Raw genomic sequence first — 21,225 nt, forward strand, 5'->3', positions numbered from 1 at the left:
GCCCGCGTGATGGCGGGTTTCGAGACATCAAGCGCCGCGGCAAGGCCGCGAACCGTGTGCGGTGGCGGATCGAGATAGACCGTGAACATGATCGCAAGCTGCCTCGATGAAAGATCCGGCCCGGCGCGCCGCACCGAGCGGAGCACCACGTCGTGCCAGAGCGACAAAGCCTCTCCCGGCTTCAACGCGCCGCCCCCGTCAAAAGATAATCCCGGCATCGTCTCCCCCCGCGCCGTCATCCCCGACCCGGACGCGGTACCACGCAAGGTATCCGTTCCGGAGCCGGATCAGTCTAGCGCGGCTTCGGGCGCGGGCAAGCGGTCAGGTGCCGTAGCGGCGCTTCAGGAGGTCATAAAGCGCACGGATGCCCTGCGCCTCGCCGCCAACCGGACGGCCGGGCTTTGCCTTCGGGGCCCAACCATAGATATCGAAATGAACATGGGCGACCGCCTGCTCGACAAAACGGCGGAGGAAAAGCGCGGCGGTGATGGAGCCCGCAAAGGGCCCATCCGACACATGGTTCACGTCGGCGATCTTGCTTTCGAGCCAATTGTCATAGGGCCGCCAGAGCGGCATCCGCCACAACGGGTCGGACGTCGCCGCCGCCGACGACGCGATCTCCGCCGCAAGCCCGTCATCGTCGGTATAGAAAGGCGGCAGATCGGGGCCGAGCGCGGTCCGCGCGGCACCTGTCAATGTCGCCATGTCGATAATGAGGTCGGGCGTCTCGCTGTCCGCCTCGGCCAGCGCATCGGCCAGCACCAACCGCCCTTCGGCATCGGTGTTGCCGATCTCGACAGTGACGCCCTTGCGGCTTTGCAGCACGTCGCCCGGCCGAAAAGCATTGCCGGAGACGCTGTTTTCGACCGCCGGTATGAGGGCGCGGAGCCTGACGTCGAGACCGGCTTCCATAACGAGCTGCGCCAGCGCCAGGACGCAGGCCGCGCCACCCATGTCCTTTTTCATCAGCAGCATGGCGCTTGAAGGCTTGAGGTCGAGACCGCCCGTGTCGAAGCAGACACCCTTGCCCACCAGCGTCACCCTGGGGGCCTCCGCCCTTCCCCATCGCATGTCGATCAGGCGCGGCGCGACGGCCGCAGCACGTCCCACCGCGTGGATCATCGGATAGTTCTCGTCGAGCAGCGCGTCGCCAAGGATGATGTTGCACGCCGCACCATGAGCCCGGGCGATGCCTTCTGCGGCGGCGGCGAGGTCGTCCGGGCCCATATCGGCGGCGGGCGTGTTGATCAGATCGCGGACCAGAAAGGTCGCGGCGGCGAGGCGGCTTACTTCCTCGCCATCGACGCCTTCGGGCAAAACGAGGCGCGGCCAGTCGCGCCCGCTGCCGCTGTAGCGGGTGAAGCGATAGGTACCGAGCGCGAAACCGAGGGCGACATTGGCCGCGGCTGCGTGCAATACGCCCGCCAGCCTGTAGTCGCCTTGCGGCAGCGCCGCCGGCAGCGCGCCGGCGAGAAACGGATCCGAACCATCGCCCAGCCCGAGCAAGGCGCCCGCAAGGCCGCCGGAACCATCCGGCAGCAGCAGCACTTTTCCGGCTTCACCCTTGAAGCCCGATGTCCCGACCCATGCTGCGCCGGACCCGGCATGGCTGGCACACCAGCTCTCCACCTCGCCGGAGCGGACCTGCCAGACCGGCGTCGCCGCCTTCTGCTTGTCGGAGATGAAGATATCGAGCACCGGTGGCCTGTTCGCATGAATGGCAGGAAGGACGTGATTTTGCGTCGCCGAAACCTTATAGAGAGGCCGGACCGGCTGCAACGGCGAGGTCCGGTGGGGACCCGGCATCGGGAGAGGAACATGGCGGCGTCTGAATTCACACTCGTGATCGGCGACAAGAACTGGTCAAGCTGGAGCCTGCGGCCGTGGCTCGCGATGCGGCAAGCGGGCGTTCCGTTCGAAGAAATTCATGTCCGGCTTCGCCAACCGGACACGAAGACCGACATTCTCGCCCTGTCGCCGACAGGCTTCGTTCCGGCGCTCAAATGGCGGGGGGAGACGATCGGCGACTCGCTTGCCATCTGCGAGACCATTGCCGACCTTTTCCCGGAACGCAAACTCTGGCCGCGCGATCCGCTTGCCCGCGCCATCGCGCGCAGCGCGGCGGCCGAGATGCATTCGGGCTTCGGCGCCCTCAGGCGCGACATGCCGATGGCGGTCATCGAACACTATCCCGGACAGGGTCACACCGACGAGGCGCTTGCCGATGCACGACGCATCGTCCAGCTGTGGCGCGATTTGCGATGGCGTCATGGAGGGCAAACGCCAGGCGATCAGGGTTTCCTCTTCGGTCATTTCACGGTCGCGGATGCAATGTACGCACCGGTCGTGACGCGGCTGCAGACCTACGGTGTCGATCTCGCCGCGCTTGGCGACGATGGACTTGCGCGCAGCTACATGGAGGCGGTGTTGACGCTGCCCGCCATGCGCGACTGGATTGCCGGCGCGGAGGCGGAGGAGAAGTCCCGTTCCTAACCGGCGGGCTCTTGCTCGATGTCGTCGACGAGGAGACCCTGCTCGCGATAGTAGCGTGCCGCGCCTTCATGAAGAGGCACGGGCAGCGACAGGATGGCCTGTGCCGCAGCCTCGTCCGGCTCTCCGGGCAGCAAACCCGGCATGCTGGCGGTAGAAAGAAATATCCTGTTGCTGCGGCGGAAGAGGGCCTCGGCGATGTCATGGACGAGACCGGCGTCGGCGCTCTCGTTGACGATCCAGATCATCGAGATACCCAGCGTCGCCGTCTCGGGCACGAAGCGATAGAGACCGTCCGGTATTGCAAGCAAATGGAAATTGGCGTTGGCGCCCGTCAGTTTCGCGGCGCTCTCGCTATCTATGGGTACGATGTCGATCGAGCCCCGATCGGCAATGCTGCGAATAACCGGCGAGGGCAACGCATCGACCACAAAAAACGCATCAAGCTGACCGCGCAATATCAGATCGATCGCGGTCGCCGTATCGTGTTCCCAGATATTGACCGTACGCCGCCCAAGGTCATGCGCCGCCAGAATCTTCAGTGCCGCCTCCTGCGTGCCGGAGCCTGGCAGACCGATGGAGACGCGCATGTCTCTCAATTCGGCCACACTGGAAATATTGGCGCCGCGGCTCGCCGCCAGATAGACCGCCTCGCGATAGACGCCGGCAATCGCCCGCAGGTCGCGGAACGGCTTTTCACCGCGGAACGGCGCTTCGCCGCGGGTGGCGAGGTCCAGGATCGGTGCCGCAACGATGGCGGAGTCGAAATGGCCGGCACTGACCGCCCGCACATTGGCAACAGGGCCCGCCGATGATTTCGCCACCGCGACAAGACCCGCCACGCCGCATGGAAGACCCCGCTCACAACGCGGACTTCCCGCCGGACGGCTGATTGCCGCGGCCAGCCGTTCGCCGACCGCGAAATACTCATCGCCGACGGCGCCCGTGCCGATCTGAAAGAACCTGACCTTGTCGGGTTCGTCATCAAGGCTCACCGGCGGGTTCCAGTAGAGAACCACCGCGAAGGTGGCGACGAGAGAGAAGGCCAGCGCCAGTAGAAGCGGGCGGGCCGGCACCCGCGCCAGCATCGCGGCCAGCGTTGCGGTTACTTCACGCGCCCGTTCCTTTGATTTCTCGAGGTCCATCGTCCATTCCGGCGCCGGTCATGGCGCACCAAATCCGCCAATTCGCCCGTTTCTTATAATTAATCTTTTCTTGAGGGCTCTGTCTCAAGATAGGAGCCAAGCATGACCCGCCGCGCGCCGGTCCGCCACTTCATCCTGACCGAACCGGGACCCCAATGCGATGAAATGCCTGGTTGAGACCCCCTTTTCGTCCTGTCGTATTCGGCGCCGCTTCGCCGCCGCCATGCTCTGTTCGGTATTTGCGTTGACCGGATGTGCCGGCACCAGCGGCACCACCGACAACGGGACAGCCATGAAGCAGGCGCAAGCCGGGATCGATGACCCGGTGCTTCGCAATGCCGCCGTCGAATCCACCAAGACGCAGGATTATGTGGCGGCCGCCGCCTATTGGGGCACGCTCTACGATCGCGACCCGGACGAAGCTGACGCCGCCGTCAACTATTCACGGGCGTTGCGGCAAATCGGGTCGGTTGCGCAAGCCATCAGCGTGATGCAGCGGACACATATCAACAATGGCGAAAACGCCGACGTGCTGGCCGAATATGGCAAGGTGCTGGCTGCCGGCGGCCGGGCCGATCAGGCCGCCGCCATGTTGAACGAAGCCGCCCGGCTTTCGCCGAAGGATTGGTCCATTCATTCCGCGCTCGGTGTTGCGCTCGACCAGATGGGCCTCTATGAGGCTGCCCGTCAACATTACAACGACGCCTTGTCGCTCTCCGCCGACAACCCTTCCGTGCTGACAAATATGGGGCTTTCATACGCCCTGAGCGGCGATCTCGATCAGGCCGAGCGGACCTTGCGGCGCGCGGTTGCGGATTCCCGCGCCGACGCGCATGCGCGGCAGAACCTTGCCATCGTCCTCGGCCTCAAGGGGAACTTCGACGAAGCGGCGCGGCTCGCCCATGCCGACCTCCCTGCCAATGTCGCCGACGGCAATATCGCCTATCTGCGCGACATGCTTTCGCAACCCGCGCTTTGGCAGAAGATGCGGGAAATCGACGAGCCGGCTGGCACGAGCCCATCGCAAGACAGCTCATCGCGCGATGTCGCTCCGCCGGACCTGGTGTCGTCGATGCCGCCGGAGACCGGGTTATCGCTTCGCTGACTATCGGTCCGGCTGCGGCTTTCGTGAACAGGACAAAGGGCGCTGGCTCGATCGGAGTCAGCGCCCTTTCCTTGTCGAGCGATGATCGACGCCGTTCGGCGCTATCCGCCGGTCGCCTTGATGATGGCCGGGCCCAGGATGACACCGAACAATACTGGCAGGAAAAATAGGATCATCGGCACCGTAAGCTTGGGCGGCAGGCCGGCCGCTTTCTTTTCCGCTTCGGACATGCGCATGTCGCGGTTTTCCTGCGCCATCACACGCAGCGACTGACCGAGCGGCGTGCCATAGCGTTCGGCCTGGATCAGACTCGTCGCAACCGCCTTGACACCCGGAAGACCCGTGCGGGCAGCCAGATTTTCATATGCCTGACGCCGTTCCTGCAGATAGGAAAGCTCGGCGGTCGTCAGCCCCAGTTCCTCGGCAAGTTCCACCGACTGATCGCCAATTTCCGCCGCGACCTTCTGAAAGGCAGCTTCGATCGACATGCCCGACTCGACGCAGATCAACAGCAGATCGAGCGCGTCGGGGAAAGCCTTTCGAATGGAGTCCTGCCGGCGCGCAATGATGTTCTCCACAAAGAGGCTCGGCAAATAGAAGCCCGCAAAAGCGGCGCCGCAGGACGCGGCGAAGCGCGCCATCGGCGGCAGTCCGAAATCGTTCACGAAAATCAGATAGAGCAACGTCAAGACAAAGAGAATAGGCGGCATGACAAAGCGAAAGAAGACGAAGGTATACATCGGTCCCGGCCCCCGAAAGCCGGCCTGACGAAGCTTGTTCTTTATCGCCGCATTCTCCAGGACATTGCCGCGGGCGAACCGCTCCACGACCTCCTTGATGAACCCTTTGGACGTCTGCCGAAGACGTGTCTTTTCCTGAGCGAGATTCTCGCGCGACTTGGCGCGCATCGCTTCGCGTTCGGTCGAGACGTATTTCATGCGCGTGCCCAACCGGTCACCGGCGAGCATCGGTCCCGTCAGCGTCACGATGGTGGCGAATGCCGCAACCGCCGTGAGCAGCATCACAATGTTCTCGACGTTGAACATATCTTGCACAGCTTGGAGGAGCGAAAGCATGGCGCGTCCTAAAACTTGAAATCGATCATCTTTTTCATTATCAGAACGCCGATTCCCATCCACATAAGCCCGCCGACGATGATCATGTTCCCGGCAGTCGTGGAGAAGAGGACGCCCATATAATCCGGCGTCGTCACGTATATCATCGCCATCACGCCGGGCGGCAGTATGCCGATGATGCCGGCCGACGCCTTGGCCTCCTGGGACATAGCCTGGATTTTTCCACGCATTTTCTTGCGTTCGCGCAGAACCTTGGACAAATTTCCCAACGCCTCGGACAGGTTGCCGCCGGTCTTTTGCTGAATCGACAGAACGATCTGGAAGAAATTGACCTCGGCAAGCGGCATCCGTTCGTAGATGCGGGCGAGGCTCTGCTCGAGCGTCACACCCACCTTCTGCCCTTCGACAATCCCCTGAAATTCAGTGCGCACCGGTTCGGCTGCTTCCGTCGAAATCAGCCGAAGGCAATCGTTGACCGGCAATCCCGACTTGACGCCGCGCACGATGACGTCGATCGCGTTGGCAAACTCTTCGACAAAGGCTTTCTGGCGCCGCTTGATGAGGTAAGAGAGTATCCAGCGCGGCAAGCCGAATGCCGCCGCGAACCCGCCGAGTGCCGCGATCGGAAGAGAAAACCCCGAAAGGATCATCGCTCCCATCGCAACGAGACCCGTAATGGCGCTCAGTATAAAAAAAGTCCGTGTCGTGATATCGAGACCGGCGCGCTCGATGCGCGTTGTCAGCGATATCCGCTTTTTCTTCTCCTGTTGCTTCTCCTCGAGCCCCTTCAGCGTTTCCTGCATCTGTTTGCGACGCTTCTCGCTGTTGTCGACATCGCCTTCCATGATCGGCAGGCGCGCGCCGCCGCTGCGCGCAACGCGTGCCACCCGCTTCTGCGATTCCGACTTTCCGCCGACAAAAAGGAATCCGATCGCCGCGATACAGAGCGCGGCGAGCATGGCGATTCCGATGATTGCCAGCGTCGTTCCGTTCATGGCGCCCGTCCCCGCGCTCTAGCCCTGGGCACGGTCGAGTGCCGCCGCCAGAGCGTGATGCTGATTGTAATATCGTGCCCGGTCCCAGAAAGAGGGTCGCGCGATACCGGTCGATTTGTGTTTGCCGATGATGCGGCCGTTCTCGTCCTCACCATCCATCTCGTAGACAAAGAGGTCCTGCGTGATGATGACGTCGCCTTCGGTGCCAAGAACTTCGGTGATATGCGTTATACGGCGGGAGCCGTCGCGCAGGCGCGCGGCCTGAATCACGACATCGATGGAACCGCAGATCATTTCGCGGATCGTTTTCGACGGCAAGGCGTAACCGCCCATTGTAATCATGCTCTCGAGACGAGAGAGCCCCTCACGCGGACTGTTGGCGTGGAGCGTGCCCATCGAACCGTCGTGACCGGTGTTCATCGCCTGCAAGAGATCGAATGCTTCGGGGCCACGCACCTCGCCGACGATGATGCGCTCGGGACGCATGCGCAGGCAGTTGCGCACGAGTTCCGTCATCGTCACCTGCCCCTGCCCCTCGAGATTCGGCGGACGCGTTTCGAGACGAACGACATGAGGCTGCTGAAGTTGCAATTCGGCGGCATCTTCGCAGGTGATGACACGTTCATCGGTGTCGATGAAGCCGGTGAGGCAGTTCAGAAGCGTCGTCTTGCCCGAGCCGGTACCGCCTGAGATCAGCACGTTGCAGCGAACCTTGCCGATAATGCCGAGAACCTCGGCGCCCTCCTGCGAGATCGAGCCGTACTGAACGAGATCGTTCATCGTCAGCTTGTCGCGGCGGAACTTTCGGATCGTCAAGGCAGGTCCGTCGATTGCCAATGGCGGCACGATAACGTTGACACGACTGCCGTCGGGAAGACGCGCATCGCAAATCGGGCTCGATTCGTCGACCCGGCGGCCAACCTGACTGACGATGCGCTGACAGATATTCATCAGCTGACTGTTGTCGCGGAAACGGACATTGGTCAGCTCGACCTTGCCGCTCACTTCGATGAACGTGCGCTCGCAACCATTCACCATGATGTCGGCGATGTCGTCGCGCGCCAATAGCGGCTCGAGCGGGCCGTACCCGAGAACGTCGTTGCAAATATCCTGCAGCAGGGCTTCCTGCTCGGAAATCGACATAACGACATTCTTGATCGACAGAATTTCGTTGACGATGTCGCGAATTTCCTCGCGCGCGCTTTCGGCGTCGAGCTGCGCGAGCTGCGTCAGGTCGATTGTGTCGATCAGCGCGTTGAAGATCGTCGTCTTGATCTGGTAATAGTTCTCGGACTTGTGATCCGATGCACGCGCAGCCGGCTTGGCGGTTGCCGGCTTGGACGCTGCGGGTTTCGACACAGCCATCGGCGCGGGCGCTTGTGGCGCGGAAGCGTCGGCTTGCGCGGGCGGGGGCGCAGCAACAGGCTTGCGCGCAACCGTCTGGCCTTCGTTTCGCCTTCCAAACACGACCGACTACCTCCGGTTCTTTTCTCTATTTACGCGACAGAAAGCTGAAGATCGACGATTTGGCGGCCTTGGGCGCGCGCGTCTCGCGACCGCAAAGCTGACGGGCGAGGAAGCGGAGGCCGTCGGCCGTTTTCCCCTTCGCGTCGAGTTCCTCGATCATCTGACCATTGTTGGCCGCAGTGCCGAAGAGACCGGGATTGAAAGGCAGAACCAATGTGGGTTCTGCGCCAACCGCTTCCGCAAAATCCTTTACCGGAATCTCCGGCCGCTTGGGGATGCCGACCTGATTGAGAACGATGTGAGCCGGGTTGTCGTTGGGCCGGGCATTGCGGATCAGATCGAGCATGCTTTTTGCGTTGCGCAGGCTGGCGAGATCCGGCATCGCGGTGATGACGATCTCGTCGGCAGCCAGCAGAACCCTCTTCGTCCAGGGCGCCCAGACATGCGGCAGATCGACGATGACGCAAGGGACGCCCTCGCGAACGATGTCGAGCACACTCTCGCATGAGTCTCCGTCCATCTCGAAATCGCGATCGAGGATGGCCGGCGCGGTAAAGAGGCTCAAACGATCCGTGCACTTGACGAGCAGCCGGTCGAGAAGGACATCGTCGAGACGTTCCGGCGCGGTGAGCGCATCGGCGATACCCTGAGCGGGATCCTGATTGAAGTCGAGACCGGCCGTGCCGAAGGGAAGATCGAGATCGGCAATGATCACATCCTCGTCCATGCCGCTTGAAATGCACCAGCCGATATTATGCGCGATGGTACTCGAGCCGGTGCCGCCTTTGGCGCCGACGAAAGCGATCGTGCGGCCGATGGGGGGAGCGTCGGGATCGATATAGAGCCGCGAAACCGCTTCGATGACGCTCATCGGATGCAGCGGTGCAACAAGATACTCGTTGACGCCCTGGCGGATCATCTCGCGATAAAGCGAGACGTCGTTCATGTGTCCAATCACGACGACCTTGGTTCCCGCATCGCACACTTCGGCAAGCGCACCGAGCTGCGCGAACAATTCGGGACCGGCGGCGCGCGCCTCGACCATGATGAGATTCGGCGTCGGCGATTGCTGATACTGTTCCACCGCGGCGGGAATACCGCCCATATGAACCGTGAGATGAGCCTTGGCAAGACGGCGATCCTCTCCGGCGCGCTGAATGGCGCTGCCCGAGGAGGGTTGCTCGCAGAAGGCATGTATGGTGATGCGCGGAACCGGCTTCATCACCTGCAGGCCGTCGCTGTCGCCGGAGGTCTGCGCAATCGATGGCTGCGGCGCCTGCCGTGCCGGTGCGTCGGCCATCGGCGGCGCTTCGTCGACGAGTTCTTTTTGTACGGCGTTGTTCATTGGCTCACCTTGCTCACAGCGCCCGAATCCTGATCGGACCGCGTCGTCGCCGTCGATTCGCCCTGACGATACTTGTCGAGCACCGTGTTGCGCCGATCCGCATCCGCCGGCGTCATGTCACGAGGCGTCAACAGATCGGCCGGATCGGCGATCATCGCCGCCAGATTGTTCTGGGTGGCACAGCCGAAGTTCGGCGGCAGGGTGTTCTTGTAGTCCCCGCTCGAGGCCTTCGACCAATCGCCACAGGTGCCGGCCTTCGCCACATAGTGCTTGAACGAGAGGATCAGCGGCGCCGAGCGGTCGGCGGAAGAGGCGCTGTAGGGCGTGTAGGCAAGGGCATCGCCGGCGACGCCGCCTTCGGCCAGTGTGTCGCGCACATCGCCGAGAACGGCCGTGGCGGACGCGGCATTCGGCGAGCCGGATGGCGTTGAGACGGTAAGGGGACCATGACCGCGCGCGCGATAGCTCGCCGCGAAATCGGCGATTGCCGCGCGATCTGCCGCCGCGAGACCGGGTTGTCCCGAGGGAACGTCGATGTTGAGCGTCGCGACATCCGGCAGAACCGAGATCGGATGGGTGCGGCTCACATCATACTGCGCTTCATCGACACCGTTGAAACCGCCACAGCCGGCGAGCCCGAGAACGAGAGCGGCGAGGAGACCTTTTGTGAGGCGCTTGTTCGTATTCATTGCCATTTCCTTTTCGGTCCCCTCATCAATCAACGACGAAGCCGACGGGACCCTGCAGCGCCTTGCCGGACGGCGCTGCGCCGCTGGCGCCATAGGTCGCGTTGAGGCGGCCCATCAGGATCGTGTCGAGGTCGCTCGCCGGCGCAAAGCCGTCGGTCGGCAGCGCCAGTTTGTCGCGGGAGGTCGGATCGACCAGATAAGGCGTCACAATGACGACCAGTTCGGTTTCGTTCTTCTGGTAATCGCGGCTGCGGAAGAGCTGACCGAGCACGGGCACATCCATCGCACCGGGGACCCCGTCGATGTTTTGCCGTGTCGAGTCGGAGAGGAGACCAGCCATGACAATCGAACCGCCGCTCGGCAGTTCAAGTGTCGTCTCGGCGCGGCGTACCTTCAGCGCCGGCACCGTGATGCCGTCGCTGTTTGTACCCTGAAGCAGGAAAGCGCCCTCAGCGGACAACTCGCTGACTTCGGTCGAGATGCGGAGGCTGATGCGGCCTTCGCTCAGCACGACCGGTGTGAAGCTGAGGCCGACGCCGAAGGGCTTGAACTCAAGCTGGATATTGCCGTTCTGATCGCGCGAGGTCGGCACCGGGAATTCGCCGCCGGCGAGAAACTTCGCCGACTCGCCCGAGATGGCCGTCAGGTTGGGTTCGGCCAGCGTGCGCAGAACGCCGGTGCGCTCCAGCGCCCGGATCGCCGAGCCGATCGAGCCGTCATTGCCGGACAATTCGGTTCCGGCCGTCGAAAGGCCACCGAGCGACTGTCCCTGCAGGCTGAAAGCGTTGGATGTCGCCAGACGAAGCGCGAAGTCGCCGAAGTTGGCGGCGGTCGACAAATCGACGCCGAGCTGCTTGATGACGGTGCGCTGCATCTCGGCGACCGTCACCTTGAGCATCACCTGCTCCTTGCCCTCGATGCCCAGCATGTTGAGCACCTGCTCCATCTCGCCGCCAATATATCTGGCGGCCAGTTCGTGGGCCTTGTTGGATTCGGAGGCATTCGCGATCATGCCGGAGAGCACGACGTTGTCGTTCACTGCCTGCACATCGATCCGCGCCTTCGGGAAATACTGGCGCAGTGTTTCGCGCAGACCTGTGAGATCGCGCGTGACCTGTATTTCGAGATTGAGAATCTGCTGACCGGCCTCATTAAAGAAGAACGCATTCGTCTGGCCAACCGCGACACCGATCAGATATGTGCGCCTGTTGGTCCGAACGACGGCGTCGACGATAGCGGGATTCGATACCAGAACATCGCGCGCCGCGACGGGCAGTTCGACGATGGCGGCCTTGTTCAGGCCGAGAACAATGCTGCGGGAGCCCTTGCCCAGGCCGCCCTGATCGATCTTGACCAGCCGGGCGTCGTTGGCGGCGGCAATATCCGACGGTCCCGAGATCAGGACAAGCGCGCAAAGCGCGGCCCACAGGACGCGCTTCAGGTGCCGCAATTCGAGAAACTTGTTCATGCCTGACGCCATTGCCCTACCTCACACGGACCGTTTGTGCCGTGCCGTAGCGCACGACCTTCACAACCGACCCATTTCCAGCGGCCTGCAGCTCGTCGCCGGCCGGGATTTCCTCACTCATGCTGCGTAGCGAAAGCGCGAGACGCCCTTCCGATTCAGCGACAGCCACCAGTTCGACCTGCGCCGGCGTCAGTTCGAGCGTGGCCGTCTTGCCAACCGCGACCTGCTCCCCGGCCTTTTCGTCGAAGCGCTGATCTACGGCCAGCACACGCACATTGCGTAGGATCGTTTCGCCGCGCTGGATGTCGACAATGTCGACGCGATCGTTCGGCAGGACGAAACCGCCGGCGCTTGTCTCCGGCGTAATGCGTATGGCGGCGGCGCGCATGCCGGGCGCGATCAAGGCCGACATGAAGCCGGCGCCGGAGAGGTTCACCAGCTTGTCGTCGGTTACGGGCTCGCCGCCCAGGATCGCCGAACGGGCGATCGCACCATCATATTCCTCGATGGCAGCCGGTCGCTGCACACGCGTGATATAGGCGCTGTTGAGCGAAGCTTCCGGCCAGCGCTGCCAGCGCAGGTCCGAATTGCCGACGCGCTGACCGACCTGCATGTCCTGGACCGATACCAGAACTTCGGTCGTCGGCTCTTCGACGACTTTCGTTTCAATCTGCGCATCCTTGCCCGACGACACAAGCCCACGCGCCAGAAACGCCGCGAGGCCCGCGGCGACAAGCGCCAGAACCAGAACTCCAATGCGTGCGGCGTTCACTTGTTCGTTCCTTTCCTCATACGGACGCGAATGTCCGCTTCATTCTCAAGCGGTCGAAACCGCAAGCTCGATCCAGATCGTGCGCGGAAAAACGATCAGCCCCGCCACGGCGAGCGCAATGCCATAGGGAACGCCGGCGCTTCGGTCGTGCAAGCGCGCGATCCATGCGCGCCGATGCATGAATTCGGGCAACGGCAATCCACGAAAAAAGAGCAGTGCTAGCGTCAACGCACCGCCCAGCAACGATGCGACCAGAAGATAGAACAGCAGATCGGACCAACCGATCCAGAGAGCCGCCGCCGCGACGAACTTGGCATCGCCGCCGCCAATCCAGCCCAGGCCAAAGAGCACCATGCCCACCACGAGCATCGCCAAACCGGCCGCCACATGCAGACCGATCTGCTGCAGCGACAACCCGGCCAACGGCGCGAGCAGCACAAACGCCGCGACAAGCGCGATCGTCAGGCGGTTCGGTATCGTCATCGTCGTCAAATCCCACAGCGCGCCGAAGATCATGGCGATGGGAAAGATGGCGAGTGGAAGCATGTTCAACACGGAATTTGCCCGTTTCCCCGACAGCAGCTCAACGGCCCACATGGCCACATGCAAGCGAGCAAAATGCCCGATCGCACCTTTGAATAGTGGTCGGGGGACCGTAAATTTGAGGTAAACGGCGATCCATAATGAACTGCAGAACAATGATTTATCGAAGAAATATCCACACGAACCTCGGCGATGCACAGACACAAGAAAGCCGCCAGACGCGCGAAGCGACTGGCGGCTTTGTCCTGGTGTCAAGTCCCCGGTCAGGCCGGAGAACCATGACCGACGGCGCGTTACGGCGCCGGCGCGGCGAGCGCGTCCGCGATTTCCTGGAATTTCGCGGTGAGGTCCGTACCGATCGTGGTAACGACCGTGATGATGACCACCGAGATTCCGGCAGCGATCAGACCATACTCGATCGCGGTCGCGCCGGACTCGTCTTTTGCAAACGACTTCAGAAACTGGCTCACAATAAGCCTCCTTACACTATTGACTGTCGACAGCACCAACCCATGCGCCGGTTCCGGCAACAGGGCGCCCTCTCGGACTGAAGGCCAGCTTAGGGGTGCAATCTTACCCAAACGCTAATGATTACAGGCGATTTCATACAATTTATCGAACAAATCAATATACTTAAAGTATAGATCACTTATATACTTGTTCCTTCAAATAAAAAATTTCAAGACTTGCTCACACGCGCCCTCGAAGAAGTTGCTCCAATTTGAAGTATCGTTAATCGTGGGTTAACGGAACCGTCTGTCGGTCCCAAAAAACTTATCTCCGGCCCCCAAGCAGCCCCCATGTTGATGGGTACTCGCTCCACCGAAGGGTGCGTCCGGACTGGCCGAATACGTGGAGGGGTGTCGTGGCTCTAGCAGGCGCCGGCGAGCCCACGAAGCGCGGCCTCGTTCTTGATGACGAGGCCGGGATAGTCGCGCTCCGCCACACCACTGCGCACCAGTTCGGCAATGGCGCGCGCGACGGCCTCTTCCGTCGTCGAAATCCGGTCCGCGAGGACGCGATGACGGGGAAGACGTGCAATCAGGAGCGCGTCGGCCCCATCCTTGCCGACATGCGGTTCAGCCAGCGCCAGGAGTTCGATATAGAGGCGCTGGGCGCCCGTACCCCCTATTGCCGCCTCTCCTTCCTCGGAAACAGGCGACGCGCTCATCGCCTCTTGTCCGCGCAACAGGAGGGCATACTGGCAGAGCAGCGCCCGGGAAACCGATTCTTCCCGCGCCAGAATCTCCGCAAATCGGCCGACATTCATTGTCGCAATGAGCCCGTCGTCCCGCGCGATGACGGTGAGGTCGGCTTCAGGAATGCCAAAAACCGACATTTCTCCAAATTGGCCACCTGCACCCACATCCCTGTAGGAAATACGCCCGACCGGACCGGAAGCACGCGCCATGCGCACGGTGCCGGCGACGACGAATGTCACGCCTTCCATGTCGCCCCCCTGTGCGGTACTGGCGACGATCTCGTCCTTTGCGACAGTTCGCCAATCGCATTCGGCGGCCAAGAGAGCCAGATCGCGGGGGGCCAATTCTGAGAAAATCCGAATTCCCGACAGCGAATACATCGCGCCGCCCGCCGACACGCCCCGACCGCTTCGCGCTACGCCAGCCATGCATATCTCCCCTGGATCGTTGTCTCGCTGTCGAGCGCCAGCCTAAAGCGGGCTTTTTAATTGCTCGTTAAAGGAGGGAGCCCTGCTTCTACGGTCAACAGATCGTTCATTCCTTGCCGGTAATGTTTCGGCAAGGACGGTCGATACGATCGCCTCACTTTCGAAAGATGGATCGGGACATGGTTACACGACATCAAATCAAACGTGGCGCGCGCGTGACGACGCTCGGTTTCGGCCTGGCGGCGCTTCTCGCCGGCGGTGCGCAAGCTTCGGACTTTCTCGTCGAGATGAACAAATCGAAGGCGCTGCACCTGCCCAAGCCCGTCGCGACCCTGATGGTCGGCAACCCCGCCGTTGCCGACATAACCATCGAGAACGCAAATCTCGTCTATGTCATGGGCAAGAGCTACGGCCGCACTAACCTCGTCGCACTCGACGCGGAGGGCAAGCCAATGCTCGATCTCAACATCAGCGTCGTGTCGCAAAACGCGTCGGCAGTGACATTGACGCGCGGCGCCGGGCAAATTTCCTATAACTGCACACCGCGTTGCGAACGGGTCCCGAATGTCGGCGATGACCCCGCCAGCTTCGACACACTCATGCAGCAGATGGGCGATGCCGCCGCTGCCAGTTCCGGTGCCGGCTCTGCCGGTGCCGCCGGGGCAACCGGCACCACACGCTAGGTCTTCTTCATACCGCCAACATCCATGTCGAACAAAAAAAGGCCGCCCGGATCGGGCGGCCTTTTCCGATGAAGCTGTTCGGCGGTGATCCGATTTCTGCCGTGTATCCTATTTGCTCAGGCGAAGGTTCGACAGCGCCTGGGCGATCGATTTGAATACGACGGTCAGTTCGTCCGCCGTGTTGACACTGTAATACATGCTTGAACTGGTGGCGCAGTTTCGGAGCAGCGTCTCGTTGCCGTCGATCAGGCGAACCGTGTAGACGGTAATACCGTCCGCCTTGATTGCGTCACAAACGAGTTCGGTGCGTGCGTCGGCGCCGGCGCAATATGAGCTGCCATTGCACGAACCAATGCCTTCCCGATAATAGGTGTTGTTGCCGTCGGTCAGATAGACCATCACCTTGTCGAGTTCATCCGGGTTCGGGGCGGCGGCGCTCGACAGGATCGCGCCATTTTTCAACATCTGCCAGCCCCAGACAAAGCCGATCGTCGTGTTGGTCGCGCCGCCAGCCTCCATGGCATCAATTTCACCGCGCAGCATGTCCCAGTCGTTCGACAGCGGCACTATGGGGCGTAGATCGCAATATCCATTGTAAGCATCGCTCTGATTGGCCGGAAAGAGTGTTGCGCTGTTGCCGGAAACCGGCGCATCTATCGACACGTCGTAGTCCTGGTCGCGGTCGATCACGCAGCCTTTCCAGCCGCTTTTCGACACAGTGCGCGTGCCCTGCTCGCATACCCACTTCCAACTTCCCTTGCTCCACTTCCATCCGCAGGTCTCGGGTAGATCCCACGTCCATTTGAGCCAAGGTTCGTTTACATAGCCCGGGCCCACATTGACGTCGACCGTGAAGGGCACAATCGCAATCTGCACGTCTCCGACGCTCACGGCCGCCGAGGAGACCGTCGTGATCAGATCCTTCGCGGCGGCCTTCAGAACCGTCATCCGGCCGCCCGAATTCATCGAACCCGTATTGTCGAGAACGAGCACGACCTCGAGCTTCTTTCCGTGCCGCATCACTTGCGAGCTGGCGCCTATCTTCAATGTATCGATGCCGACGATTCCCATAATCGTCGTCGGCAGATCGGCGGACACCGAGATATCGACGGTGCTCTGGCTGTCGACGACCGTGATGGTGCCGGGAACGCCGAGCTTGCTCGCGGGATAGTTGGCGTCGAAATAGGCTTGGGCGAGTGCCTGGACTTCGCTGGTGGACATGCCGCTGGCGGTACCGACGGCAAGCGCGGCGGCATCGAGCGCGGCGGCAAGTCGCGTCTCGACGATATAGGCCCGCGAGACATCGATGGAAGCGCCGGCAGCGGCCGCAATCGGGATCAGTGCAATCGCAAAGATCATCGCGAAGTTGCCACGCCGATCCGCCGCCCATTTCCTGAGGAAGCGGTGCAGACGTCCGCCTGTTCTCGAAACGATGCTATCGCGATCGGCGACCGTATCCATATGACCCACCTGAGCGGCTTTGTTCGAGAAGCGCACAGGCGCTCTCGTTCACGCTCAATCTTTTTAGGGTCCACGCCGTTAAGGAGACATGAAGCGGCATGGTTAACGCAACAATCCTTACGTTTTGGTAACGACGCAGGACTATCAAGAAAGGTGGATCGGCGGGTTCGTCGATATGAGGGTCAGATATGGATCGGACACCCAAACTGAAATCCGGCGGATGGCGCCGGTTGCGCCCGTTGCGCCACGACCAGCGCGGCAGTGTCGCAATCGAGTTCAGCCTGCTTGCGGTTCCTTTTTTCGCGCTCCTGTTCGCGATGATCGAGACATGCGTCATCTACTTCGCGACCTCGAATCTGGACAGCGTCGTCGCCAATGCCGGGCGTATGGTTCGTACAGGCCAGGTGCAGGCCGCCGGACTTTCCGCGGGCGATTTCAAGACCATGATTTGCGATCAGGTTACGCTGGTTAGCGATTGCGAGAGCGGTCTCTATATCGATGTGCGGAACTTCAGTTCCTTCGGCGGCGTCAGTTTTCTTCCCCTGGTCGACGAGAATGGCAACCTCTCCGGCAACACACAGTTCCAGCCCGGCGGCGCGGGCGACATCGTCGTGGTTCGCGCATACTACTCATGGGGCGTCATGAGTCCGGGCAGCGTTGGCCTTTCCAATCTCGAAGGCGGCGGTCGTCTGATTGCGTCAAGCGTTGCCTTTCGCAACGAACCCTTCGGCAACATGTTGCCGTCCGGCGGTTGAAACGGGGACGTGATGATCAGGAAAAGCTGCATGCATGCCAATGCGCCGAAGCGAGCCGGCGTCGTCCTCTGCCTGCATCGCTTCATCCACGACTACAAGGGTCTCGCCGCCGTCGAGTTCGCGCTGATCCTGCCCCTGATGATTGCGTTCTATTTCGGCGGCGTCGAAATGACCAACATGCTGGTCGCCAACCGCCGCGTCACCGCGGTCGCCTACACGGCCGCCGACCTGACTGCGCAATCCGCCTCGCTCAACGACAGCGACATCGCCGATATTTTCGCCGCCAGCGCCACCATCCTGCAGCCTTTCAGCACCGCTCCCTTGCAAGTGCGCATCAGCAGCGTCGTCGCCAACGCCTCGAATGTCGCTGAGGTCGCATGGAGCGATGGCTTTCAGATCACGCCACGCGCGGTCGGGTCGACCGTGACGCTTCCCGCCGGATTGACGACGCCGGGATCGAGCGTTGTTTTCGTCGAAACGACATATGACTACGCTTCGCCGCTCGGCGAGACGGTCACCGGCACGATCAGCTTCTCCGAGACCGCCTATCTGAAGCCGCGCCGCGCGGTCCAGATCACCCGCACAAATTGATTTTGCCGGAATGGCTACTCGTTAACTATATTTCCGGCAGCGCTGTAGCAAATCTGCCGCAGCCCGTTCATGTCGATCGACGCCCGGATGTGTGGGCAGCGAGCCGCCGCCCGGCGCACCACGCGGCAAGCAGCACGCCGGAAAGCTCTAAATCCCTGATTCTGCGTAATAATTCGGCTGGCGGAGGGAGAGGGATTCGAACCCTCGATACGGTTTCCCGCATACACGCTTTCCAAGCGTGCGCCTTCAGCCACTCGGCCACCCCTCCTGCATCGGCCGGAATTTCCGGCGGCAGCGGGCGGCACTATACGCAAGAAGGCCCCTGAATCAACCGGTACGCCCCTATTAGACCCTTGATCCGCCATGGGTCCATTCATCACTGTGCTTGTTTGGCACACTCGATCCGGCTACCGTTCCCGACGTTGGTTTTCACCGTCGAGTTTGGGCTGGGGGGCTCGTGCCATGGTTGTGTTTCGACTAATCGGACTTCTTTTCATCATCGCTGCCTTGATGGCACTGGGTTCGGACGCGCTGCTGTCGCTCGAAGAAGGCGCGGTCAAGATGCGCTCCTTCAGCGATTTGTGGATTCTGCTGAATCAGGCGAGCCATGACGGGTTTGCGGGATGGGTCGATTCCGGCGCCCCTGAGGGCCTTGTCGAGCCGATCAAAACGGCGATGAGCTATCCGTCATGGGCGGTGCTGGGCGTCATCGGCGTCGTGCTGGCCGGCTTGCTGGCGCTGCTGCGTCGGGCCGACTGACCCTCTCACTCTCCGGCTTCGACGGAAATAGCCGTCCGGACATTCAGTCCGGACGGCTTTTCGTCGCTTTCCGGTTCCGTTCCAATCGGCCGCGCTAGTTGGCATCCATCTTCAAGGCCGAAATAAAGGCGTCCTGCGGAATTTCGACGCGACCGAACTGGCGCATCTTCTTCTTGCCCTCTTTCTGCTTGTCGAGGAGCTTGCGCTTGCGGCTCACGTCGCCGCCATAACACTTCGCCGTCACGTCCTTGCGCATGGCCGCAATGGTTTCGCGTGCAATGATGCGCCCGCCGATGGCAGCCTGGATCGGTATCTTGAAAAGATGCCGCGGGATCAGCTCCTTCAGCTTCTCGCACATCACGCGGCCGCGCTGTTCGGCGCGGCTTCGATGCACGATCGTCGTCAATGCATCCACCGGCTCGTCATTGACGAGGATCGACATCCTGACGAGCTCACCGAGTTCATAGCCTTCGATCTGATAGTCGAAACTCGCATAGCCGCGGCTAACCGATTTCAGGCGGTCGTAAAAATCGAGCACCACTTCGTTCAAGGGCAGACGATAGATCAGCATTGCGCGCGACCCAGCATAGGTGAGGTCGATCTGTGTCCCGCGTCTGTCTTCGCAGAGCTTCAGCACCGCGCCCAGATATTCGTCGGGCACCAGGATCGTCGCGCGGATCCACGGTTCTTCGATGTGATCGATCTTCATGACATCCGGCATATCGGCCGGATTGTGCATCTCGATCACCTTGCCGTCGGTCATGTGCAGTTGATAGATGACCGAGGGCGCTGTTGTGATGAGATCGATGTTGAACTCGCGCTCCAGCCGCTCGCGGATGATTTCGAGATGGAGGAGACCGAGAAAACCGCAGCGGAAGCCGAAGCCGAGCGCGGCGGAGGTTTCCATTTCGAATTCGAAGCTTGCATCGTTGAGACGGAGCTTCCCCATCGCTTCGCGCAGATCCTCGAACTCGGCCGCATCGACCGGGAAGAGACCGCAGAAAACCACCGGCTGCGCCGGCTTGAAACCAGCCAGCGCGGTGACGCAGGGCCGCTTCTCTTCCGTCACCGTATCGCCGACGCGCGTGTCGGCCACTTCCTTGATCGAGGCCGTGAAGAAGCCGATTTCACCCGGGGTCAAGCGGGCGACGGTTTCCTTCTTCGGACGGAAGATACCGACATTGTCGATCGTGTAAGTGCCGCCCGTACGCATCATCTTGATGCGCTGGCCCTTTTTCATCTCGCCGTCGATGATGCGTACCAGCACGACGACGCCCAGATAGGCATCGTACCAGCTATCGACCAGCATGGCCTTCAACGGCGCCGCGAGGTCGCCCCTAGGCGGCGGCAGGCGATGGACGATCGCCTCCAGCACATCGGGGATACCAAGGCCGCTCTTCGCGGAAATCTCGACCGCACCGGACGCATCGAGACCGATCACGTCCTCGATTTGCTGGCGGGTTTTCGCGGCATCGGCTGCGGGCAGATCGATCTTGTTGAGAACCGGCACGATCTCGTGGTTCACATCGAGCGCATGATAGACGTTCGCAAGCGTCTGCGCTTCCACGCCTTGGCTCGCGTCCACGACGAGGAGCGAACCCTCGCAGGCCGCCAGCGAGCGGTTCACTTCATAGGCGAAGTCGACATGGCCGGGCGTATCGATGAGATTGAGCTCATAGACCTCCCCGTTCACAGCCTTGTATTCGAGGCGGACGGTCTGGGCCTTGATGGTGATGCCGCGCTCGCGCTCGATATCCATCGAATCGAGCACCTGCTCCTTCATCTCGCGCGCCTGCAGGCCGCCGCAGAGCTGAATCAGCCTGTCGGCAAGCGTCGACTTGCCGTGGTCGATATGGGCGATGATCGAGAAATTGCGAATATGGGAAAGGTCGGTCATTTGGCCTGAAGGGAGCTTGGGGCGCTTGGGCGCTCGCCATATAGCATCGCCCGGCCATTAAGCCAATTGCGCGCCCTCAGTCCCGCCACTCGGCCCTGCGCTTCTCCATCCAGGCCTTCACTCCCTCCTTGTAGTCGGGATGCTTGATCATCTCTTCCAGCAGCCGCTCGGCGGCCTCCACGGCGCCGGCGGCATCGCGGTGGAGGTCTGTATAGATCTGGCGCTTGGTCGCTCTCAGCGAGCCCGGCGAGACGCCCTCGGCCATGGTGCGGGCATAAGCCATGACATGGGGCATCAGTTCGGCGGGCGGCAGCAGCTTGTTGAGGAAGCCCATTTCCATCGCTTCGTCGGAGG

Annotated in this window: 21 protein-coding genes, 1 tRNA gene and 1 pseudogene; 6 read left to right on the forward strand and 17 right to left on the reverse strand. The window is 61.6% G+C overall.

Annotation, left to right across the window (positions count from 1 at the left end; genetic code table 11):
• Together WEB61_RS09525 and WEB61_RS09530 are read right to left on the reverse strand one after the other, a co-directional pair.
• Positions 1 to 218: pseudogene (locus tag WEB61_RS09525) on the reverse strand (MarR family transcriptional regulator); the annotation flags it as partial.
• A gap of 103 nt (positions 219 to 321) precedes the next feature.
• Entirely contained in the window at positions 322 to 1,698 is a 1,377-nt protein-coding gene (locus WEB61_RS09530; RefSeq protein WP_368064105.1) for a M17 family metallopeptidase, read from the reverse strand.
• Between the two features lie 120 nt (positions 1,699 to 1,818).
• On the opposite strand from WEB61_RS09530, the gene WEB61_RS09535 reads away from it, so the two are divergent.
• Positions 1,819 to 2,493 (forward strand): glutathione S-transferase family protein, encoded by a 675-nt coding sequence (locus WEB61_RS09535; RefSeq protein ID WP_368064106.1) that lies wholly within the window; start codon positions 1,819 to 1,821, stop codon positions 2,491 to 2,493.
• Here the strand turns inward: WEB61_RS09535 and WEB61_RS09540 are convergent.
• Positions 2,490 to 3,635, reverse strand: coding sequence for a TAXI family TRAP transporter solute-binding subunit (locus tag WEB61_RS09540; RefSeq protein WP_368064107.1), 1,146 nt, complete (start codon positions 3,633 to 3,635; stop codon positions 2,490 to 2,492). The genes WEB61_RS09535 and WEB61_RS09540 overlap by 4 nt on opposite strands.
• A gap of 292 nt (positions 3,636 to 3,927) precedes the next feature.
• Between WEB61_RS09540 and WEB61_RS09545 the strand changes: the two genes are divergently transcribed.
• Positions 3,928 to 4,740 carry a tetratricopeptide repeat protein gene (locus WEB61_RS09545; RefSeq protein WP_368064108.1) on the forward strand — a complete coding sequence of 271 codons (813 nt, stop codon included), beginning with the start codon at positions 3,928 to 3,930 and terminating at the stop codon, positions 4,738 to 4,740.
• 101 nt (positions 4,741 to 4,841) lie between these two features.
• Here the strand turns inward: WEB61_RS09545 and WEB61_RS09550 are convergent, their stop codons facing one another.
• The 10 genes from WEB61_RS09550 to WEB61_RS09595 form a co-directional block, all read right to left on the reverse strand.
• On the reverse strand, positions 4,842 to 5,816 hold the full coding sequence (locus WEB61_RS09550) for a type II secretion system F family protein (RefSeq protein ID WP_368064109.1): 975 nt from the start codon (positions 5,814 to 5,816) through the stop codon (positions 4,842 to 4,844).
• 8 nt (positions 5,817 to 5,824) lie between these two features.
• The gene (locus WEB61_RS09555) at positions 5,825 to 6,811 is read right to left on the reverse strand and encodes a type II secretion system F family protein (RefSeq protein ID WP_368064110.1); all 987 of its coding nucleotides are present in this window, start codon (positions 6,809 to 6,811) and stop codon (positions 5,825 to 5,827) included.
• 18 nt (positions 6,812 to 6,829) lie between these two features.
• Positions 6,830 to 8,176, reverse strand: coding sequence for a CpaF family protein (locus WEB61_RS09560; protein ID WP_368064111.1), 1,347 nt, complete (start codon positions 8,174 to 8,176; stop codon positions 6,830 to 6,832).
• A gap of 127 nt (positions 8,177 to 8,303) precedes the next feature.
• Positions 8,304 to 9,623: an AAA family ATPase gene (locus WEB61_RS09565; RefSeq protein WP_368064112.1), complete on the reverse strand. Its 1,320-nt coding sequence runs from the start codon at positions 9,621 to 9,623 to the stop codon at positions 8,304 to 8,306.
• Complete coding sequence (locus WEB61_RS09570; protein ID WP_368064113.1) at positions 9,620 to 10,312, reverse strand: CpaD family pilus assembly protein; 693 nt, start codon at positions 10,310 to 10,312, stop codon at positions 9,620 to 9,622. Before WEB61_RS09570 ends, WEB61_RS09565 begins: the two co-directional genes overlap by 4 nt.
• A 25-nt stretch (positions 10,313 to 10,337) precedes the next feature.
• Complete coding sequence (locus WEB61_RS09575) at positions 10,338 to 11,780, reverse strand: type II and III secretion system protein family protein (protein ID WP_368064114.1); 1,443 nt, start codon at positions 11,778 to 11,780, stop codon at positions 10,338 to 10,340.
• A 16-nt stretch (positions 11,781 to 11,796) separates the two neighbouring features.
• Entirely contained in the window at positions 11,797 to 12,552 is a 756-nt protein-coding gene (cpaB, locus tag WEB61_RS09580; RefSeq protein ID WP_368064115.1) for a Flp pilus assembly protein CpaB, read from the reverse strand.
• A 45-nt stretch (positions 12,553 to 12,597) separates the two neighbouring features.
• Positions 12,598 to 13,251 (reverse strand): prepilin peptidase, encoded by a 654-nt coding sequence (locus WEB61_RS09585; protein WP_368064116.1) that lies wholly within the window; start codon positions 13,249 to 13,251, stop codon positions 12,598 to 12,600.
• Positions 13,252 to 13,388: 137 nt separating this feature from the next.
• Positions 13,389 to 13,565, reverse strand: a complete 177-nt coding sequence (locus WEB61_RS09590; RefSeq protein WP_368064117.1) for a Flp family type IVb pilin — start codon at positions 13,563 to 13,565, stop codon at positions 13,389 to 13,391.
• A 401-nt stretch (positions 13,566 to 13,966) separates the two neighbouring features.
• Positions 13,967 to 14,725, reverse strand: coding sequence for a Crp/Fnr family transcriptional regulator (locus WEB61_RS09595; RefSeq protein WP_368064118.1), 759 nt, complete (start codon positions 14,723 to 14,725; stop codon positions 13,967 to 13,969).
• Between the two features lie 179 nt (positions 14,726 to 14,904).
• On the opposite strand from WEB61_RS09595, the gene WEB61_RS09600 reads away from it, so the two are divergent.
• Positions 14,905 to 15,408 carry a pilus assembly protein N-terminal domain-containing protein gene (locus WEB61_RS09600; protein WP_368064119.1) on the forward strand — a complete coding sequence of 168 codons (504 nt, stop codon included), beginning with the start codon at positions 14,905 to 14,907 and terminating at the stop codon, positions 15,406 to 15,408.
• A gap of 108 nt (positions 15,409 to 15,516) precedes the next feature.
• On the opposite strand, the gene WEB61_RS09605 is transcribed toward WEB61_RS09600, so the two are convergent.
• On the reverse strand, positions 15,517 to 16,869 hold the full coding sequence (locus tag WEB61_RS09605) for a pilus assembly protein TadG-related protein (protein WP_368064120.1): 1,353 nt from the start codon (positions 16,867 to 16,869) through the stop codon (positions 15,517 to 15,519).
• Between the two features lie 188 nt (positions 16,870 to 17,057).
• Between WEB61_RS09605 and WEB61_RS09610 the strand changes: the two genes are divergently transcribed.
• Positions 17,058 to 17,624: a TadE/TadG family type IV pilus assembly protein gene (locus tag WEB61_RS09610; protein ID WP_368064121.1), complete on the forward strand. Its 567-nt coding sequence runs from the start codon at positions 17,058 to 17,060 to the stop codon at positions 17,622 to 17,624.
• 30 nt (positions 17,625 to 17,654) lie between these two features.
• Positions 17,655 to 18,215 carry a TadE/TadG family type IV pilus assembly protein gene (locus tag WEB61_RS09615; protein WP_368064122.1) on the forward strand — a complete coding sequence of 187 codons (561 nt, stop codon included), beginning with the start codon at positions 17,655 to 17,657 and terminating at the stop codon, positions 18,213 to 18,215.
• A 178-nt stretch (positions 18,216 to 18,393) separates the two neighbouring features.
• On the opposite strand, the gene WEB61_RS09620 is transcribed toward WEB61_RS09615, so the two are convergent.
• A tRNA-Ser gene (locus tag WEB61_RS09620) sits at positions 18,394 to 18,483 on the reverse strand.
• Between the two features lie 194 nt (positions 18,484 to 18,677).
• Between WEB61_RS09620 and WEB61_RS09625 the strand changes: the two genes are divergently transcribed.
• Positions 18,678 to 18,974: a hypothetical protein gene (locus tag WEB61_RS09625; protein ID WP_368064123.1), complete on the forward strand. Its 297-nt coding sequence runs from the start codon at positions 18,678 to 18,680 to the stop codon at positions 18,972 to 18,974.
• A gap of 94 nt (positions 18,975 to 19,068) precedes the next feature.
• On the opposite strand, the gene lepA is transcribed toward WEB61_RS09625, so the two are convergent.
• Both lepA and WEB61_RS09635 read right to left on the reverse strand, forming a co-directional pair.
• On the reverse strand, positions 19,069 to 20,871 hold the full coding sequence (gene lepA, locus WEB61_RS09630; protein ID WP_368064124.1) for a translation elongation factor 4: 1,803 nt from the start codon (positions 20,869 to 20,871) through the stop codon (positions 19,069 to 19,071).
• Positions 20,872 to 20,947: 76 nt separating this feature from the next.
• Positions 20,948 to 21,225, reverse strand: a 278-nt coding sequence (locus tag WEB61_RS09635; protein WP_368064125.1) for an enoyl-CoA hydratase-related protein, incomplete at its 5' end; no start/stop codon positions are given.

The organism is Parvibaculum sp., assembly GCF_040882025.1.
Classification (GTDB): Bacteria; Pseudomonadota; Alphaproteobacteria; order Parvibaculales; family Parvibaculaceae; genus Parvibaculum.

Coding starts and splice junctions, on each gene's coding strand:
- WEB61_RS09610 (WP_368064121.1), top strand. CDS start 17,058: ATGGATCGGACACCCAAACTGAAATCCGGCGGATGGCGCCGGTTGCGC.
- WEB61_RS09550 (WP_368064109.1), bottom strand. CDS start 5,816: ATGCTTTCGCTCCTCCAAGCTGTGCAAGATATGTTCAACGTCGAGAAC.
- lepA (WP_368064124.1), bottom strand. CDS start 20,871: ATGACCGACCTTTCCCATATTCGCAATTTCTCGATCATCGCCCATATC.
- WEB61_RS09570 (WP_368064113.1), bottom strand. CDS start 10,312: ATGAATACGAACAAGCGCCTCACAAAAGGTCTCCTCGCCGCTCTCGTT.
- WEB61_RS09555 (WP_368064110.1), bottom strand. CDS start 6,811: ATGAACGGAACGACGCTGGCAATCATCGGAATCGCCATGCTCGCCGCG.
- WEB61_RS09600 (WP_368064119.1), top strand. CDS start 14,905: ATGGTTACACGACATCAAATCAAACGTGGCGCGCGCGTGACGACGCTC.
- WEB61_RS09605 (WP_368064120.1), bottom strand. CDS start 16,869: ATGGATACGGTCGCCGATCGCGATAGCATCGTTTCGAGAACAGGCGGA.
- WEB61_RS09625 (WP_368064123.1), top strand. CDS start 18,678: ATGGTTGTGTTTCGACTAATCGGACTTCTTTTCATCATCGCTGCCTTG.
- WEB61_RS09535 (WP_368064106.1), top strand. CDS start 1,819: ATGGCGGCGTCTGAATTCACACTCGTGATCGGCGACAAGAACTGGTCA.
- WEB61_RS09565 (WP_368064112.1), bottom strand. CDS start 9,623: ATGAACAACGCCGTACAAAAAGAACTCGTCGACGAAGCGCCGCCGATG.
- WEB61_RS09615 (WP_368064122.1), top strand. CDS start 17,655: ATGCATGCCAATGCGCCGAAGCGAGCCGGCGTCGTCCTCTGCCTGCAT.
- WEB61_RS09560 (WP_368064111.1), bottom strand. CDS start 8,176: ATGGCTGTGTCGAAACCCGCAGCGTCCAAGCCGGCAACCGCCAAGCCG.
- WEB61_RS09545 (WP_368064108.1), top strand. CDS start 3,928: ATGAAGCAGGCGCAAGCCGGGATCGATGACCCGGTGCTTCGCAATGCC.
- WEB61_RS09540 (WP_368064107.1), bottom strand. CDS start 3,635: ATGGACCTCGAGAAATCAAAGGAACGGGCGCGTGAAGTAACCGCAACG.
- WEB61_RS09595 (WP_368064118.1), bottom strand. CDS start 14,725: ATGGCTGGCGTAGCGCGAAGCGGTCGGGGCGTGTCGGCGGGCGGCGCG.
- WEB61_RS09575 (WP_368064114.1), bottom strand. CDS start 11,780: ATGAACAAGTTTCTCGAATTGCGGCACCTGAAGCGCGTCCTGTGGGCC.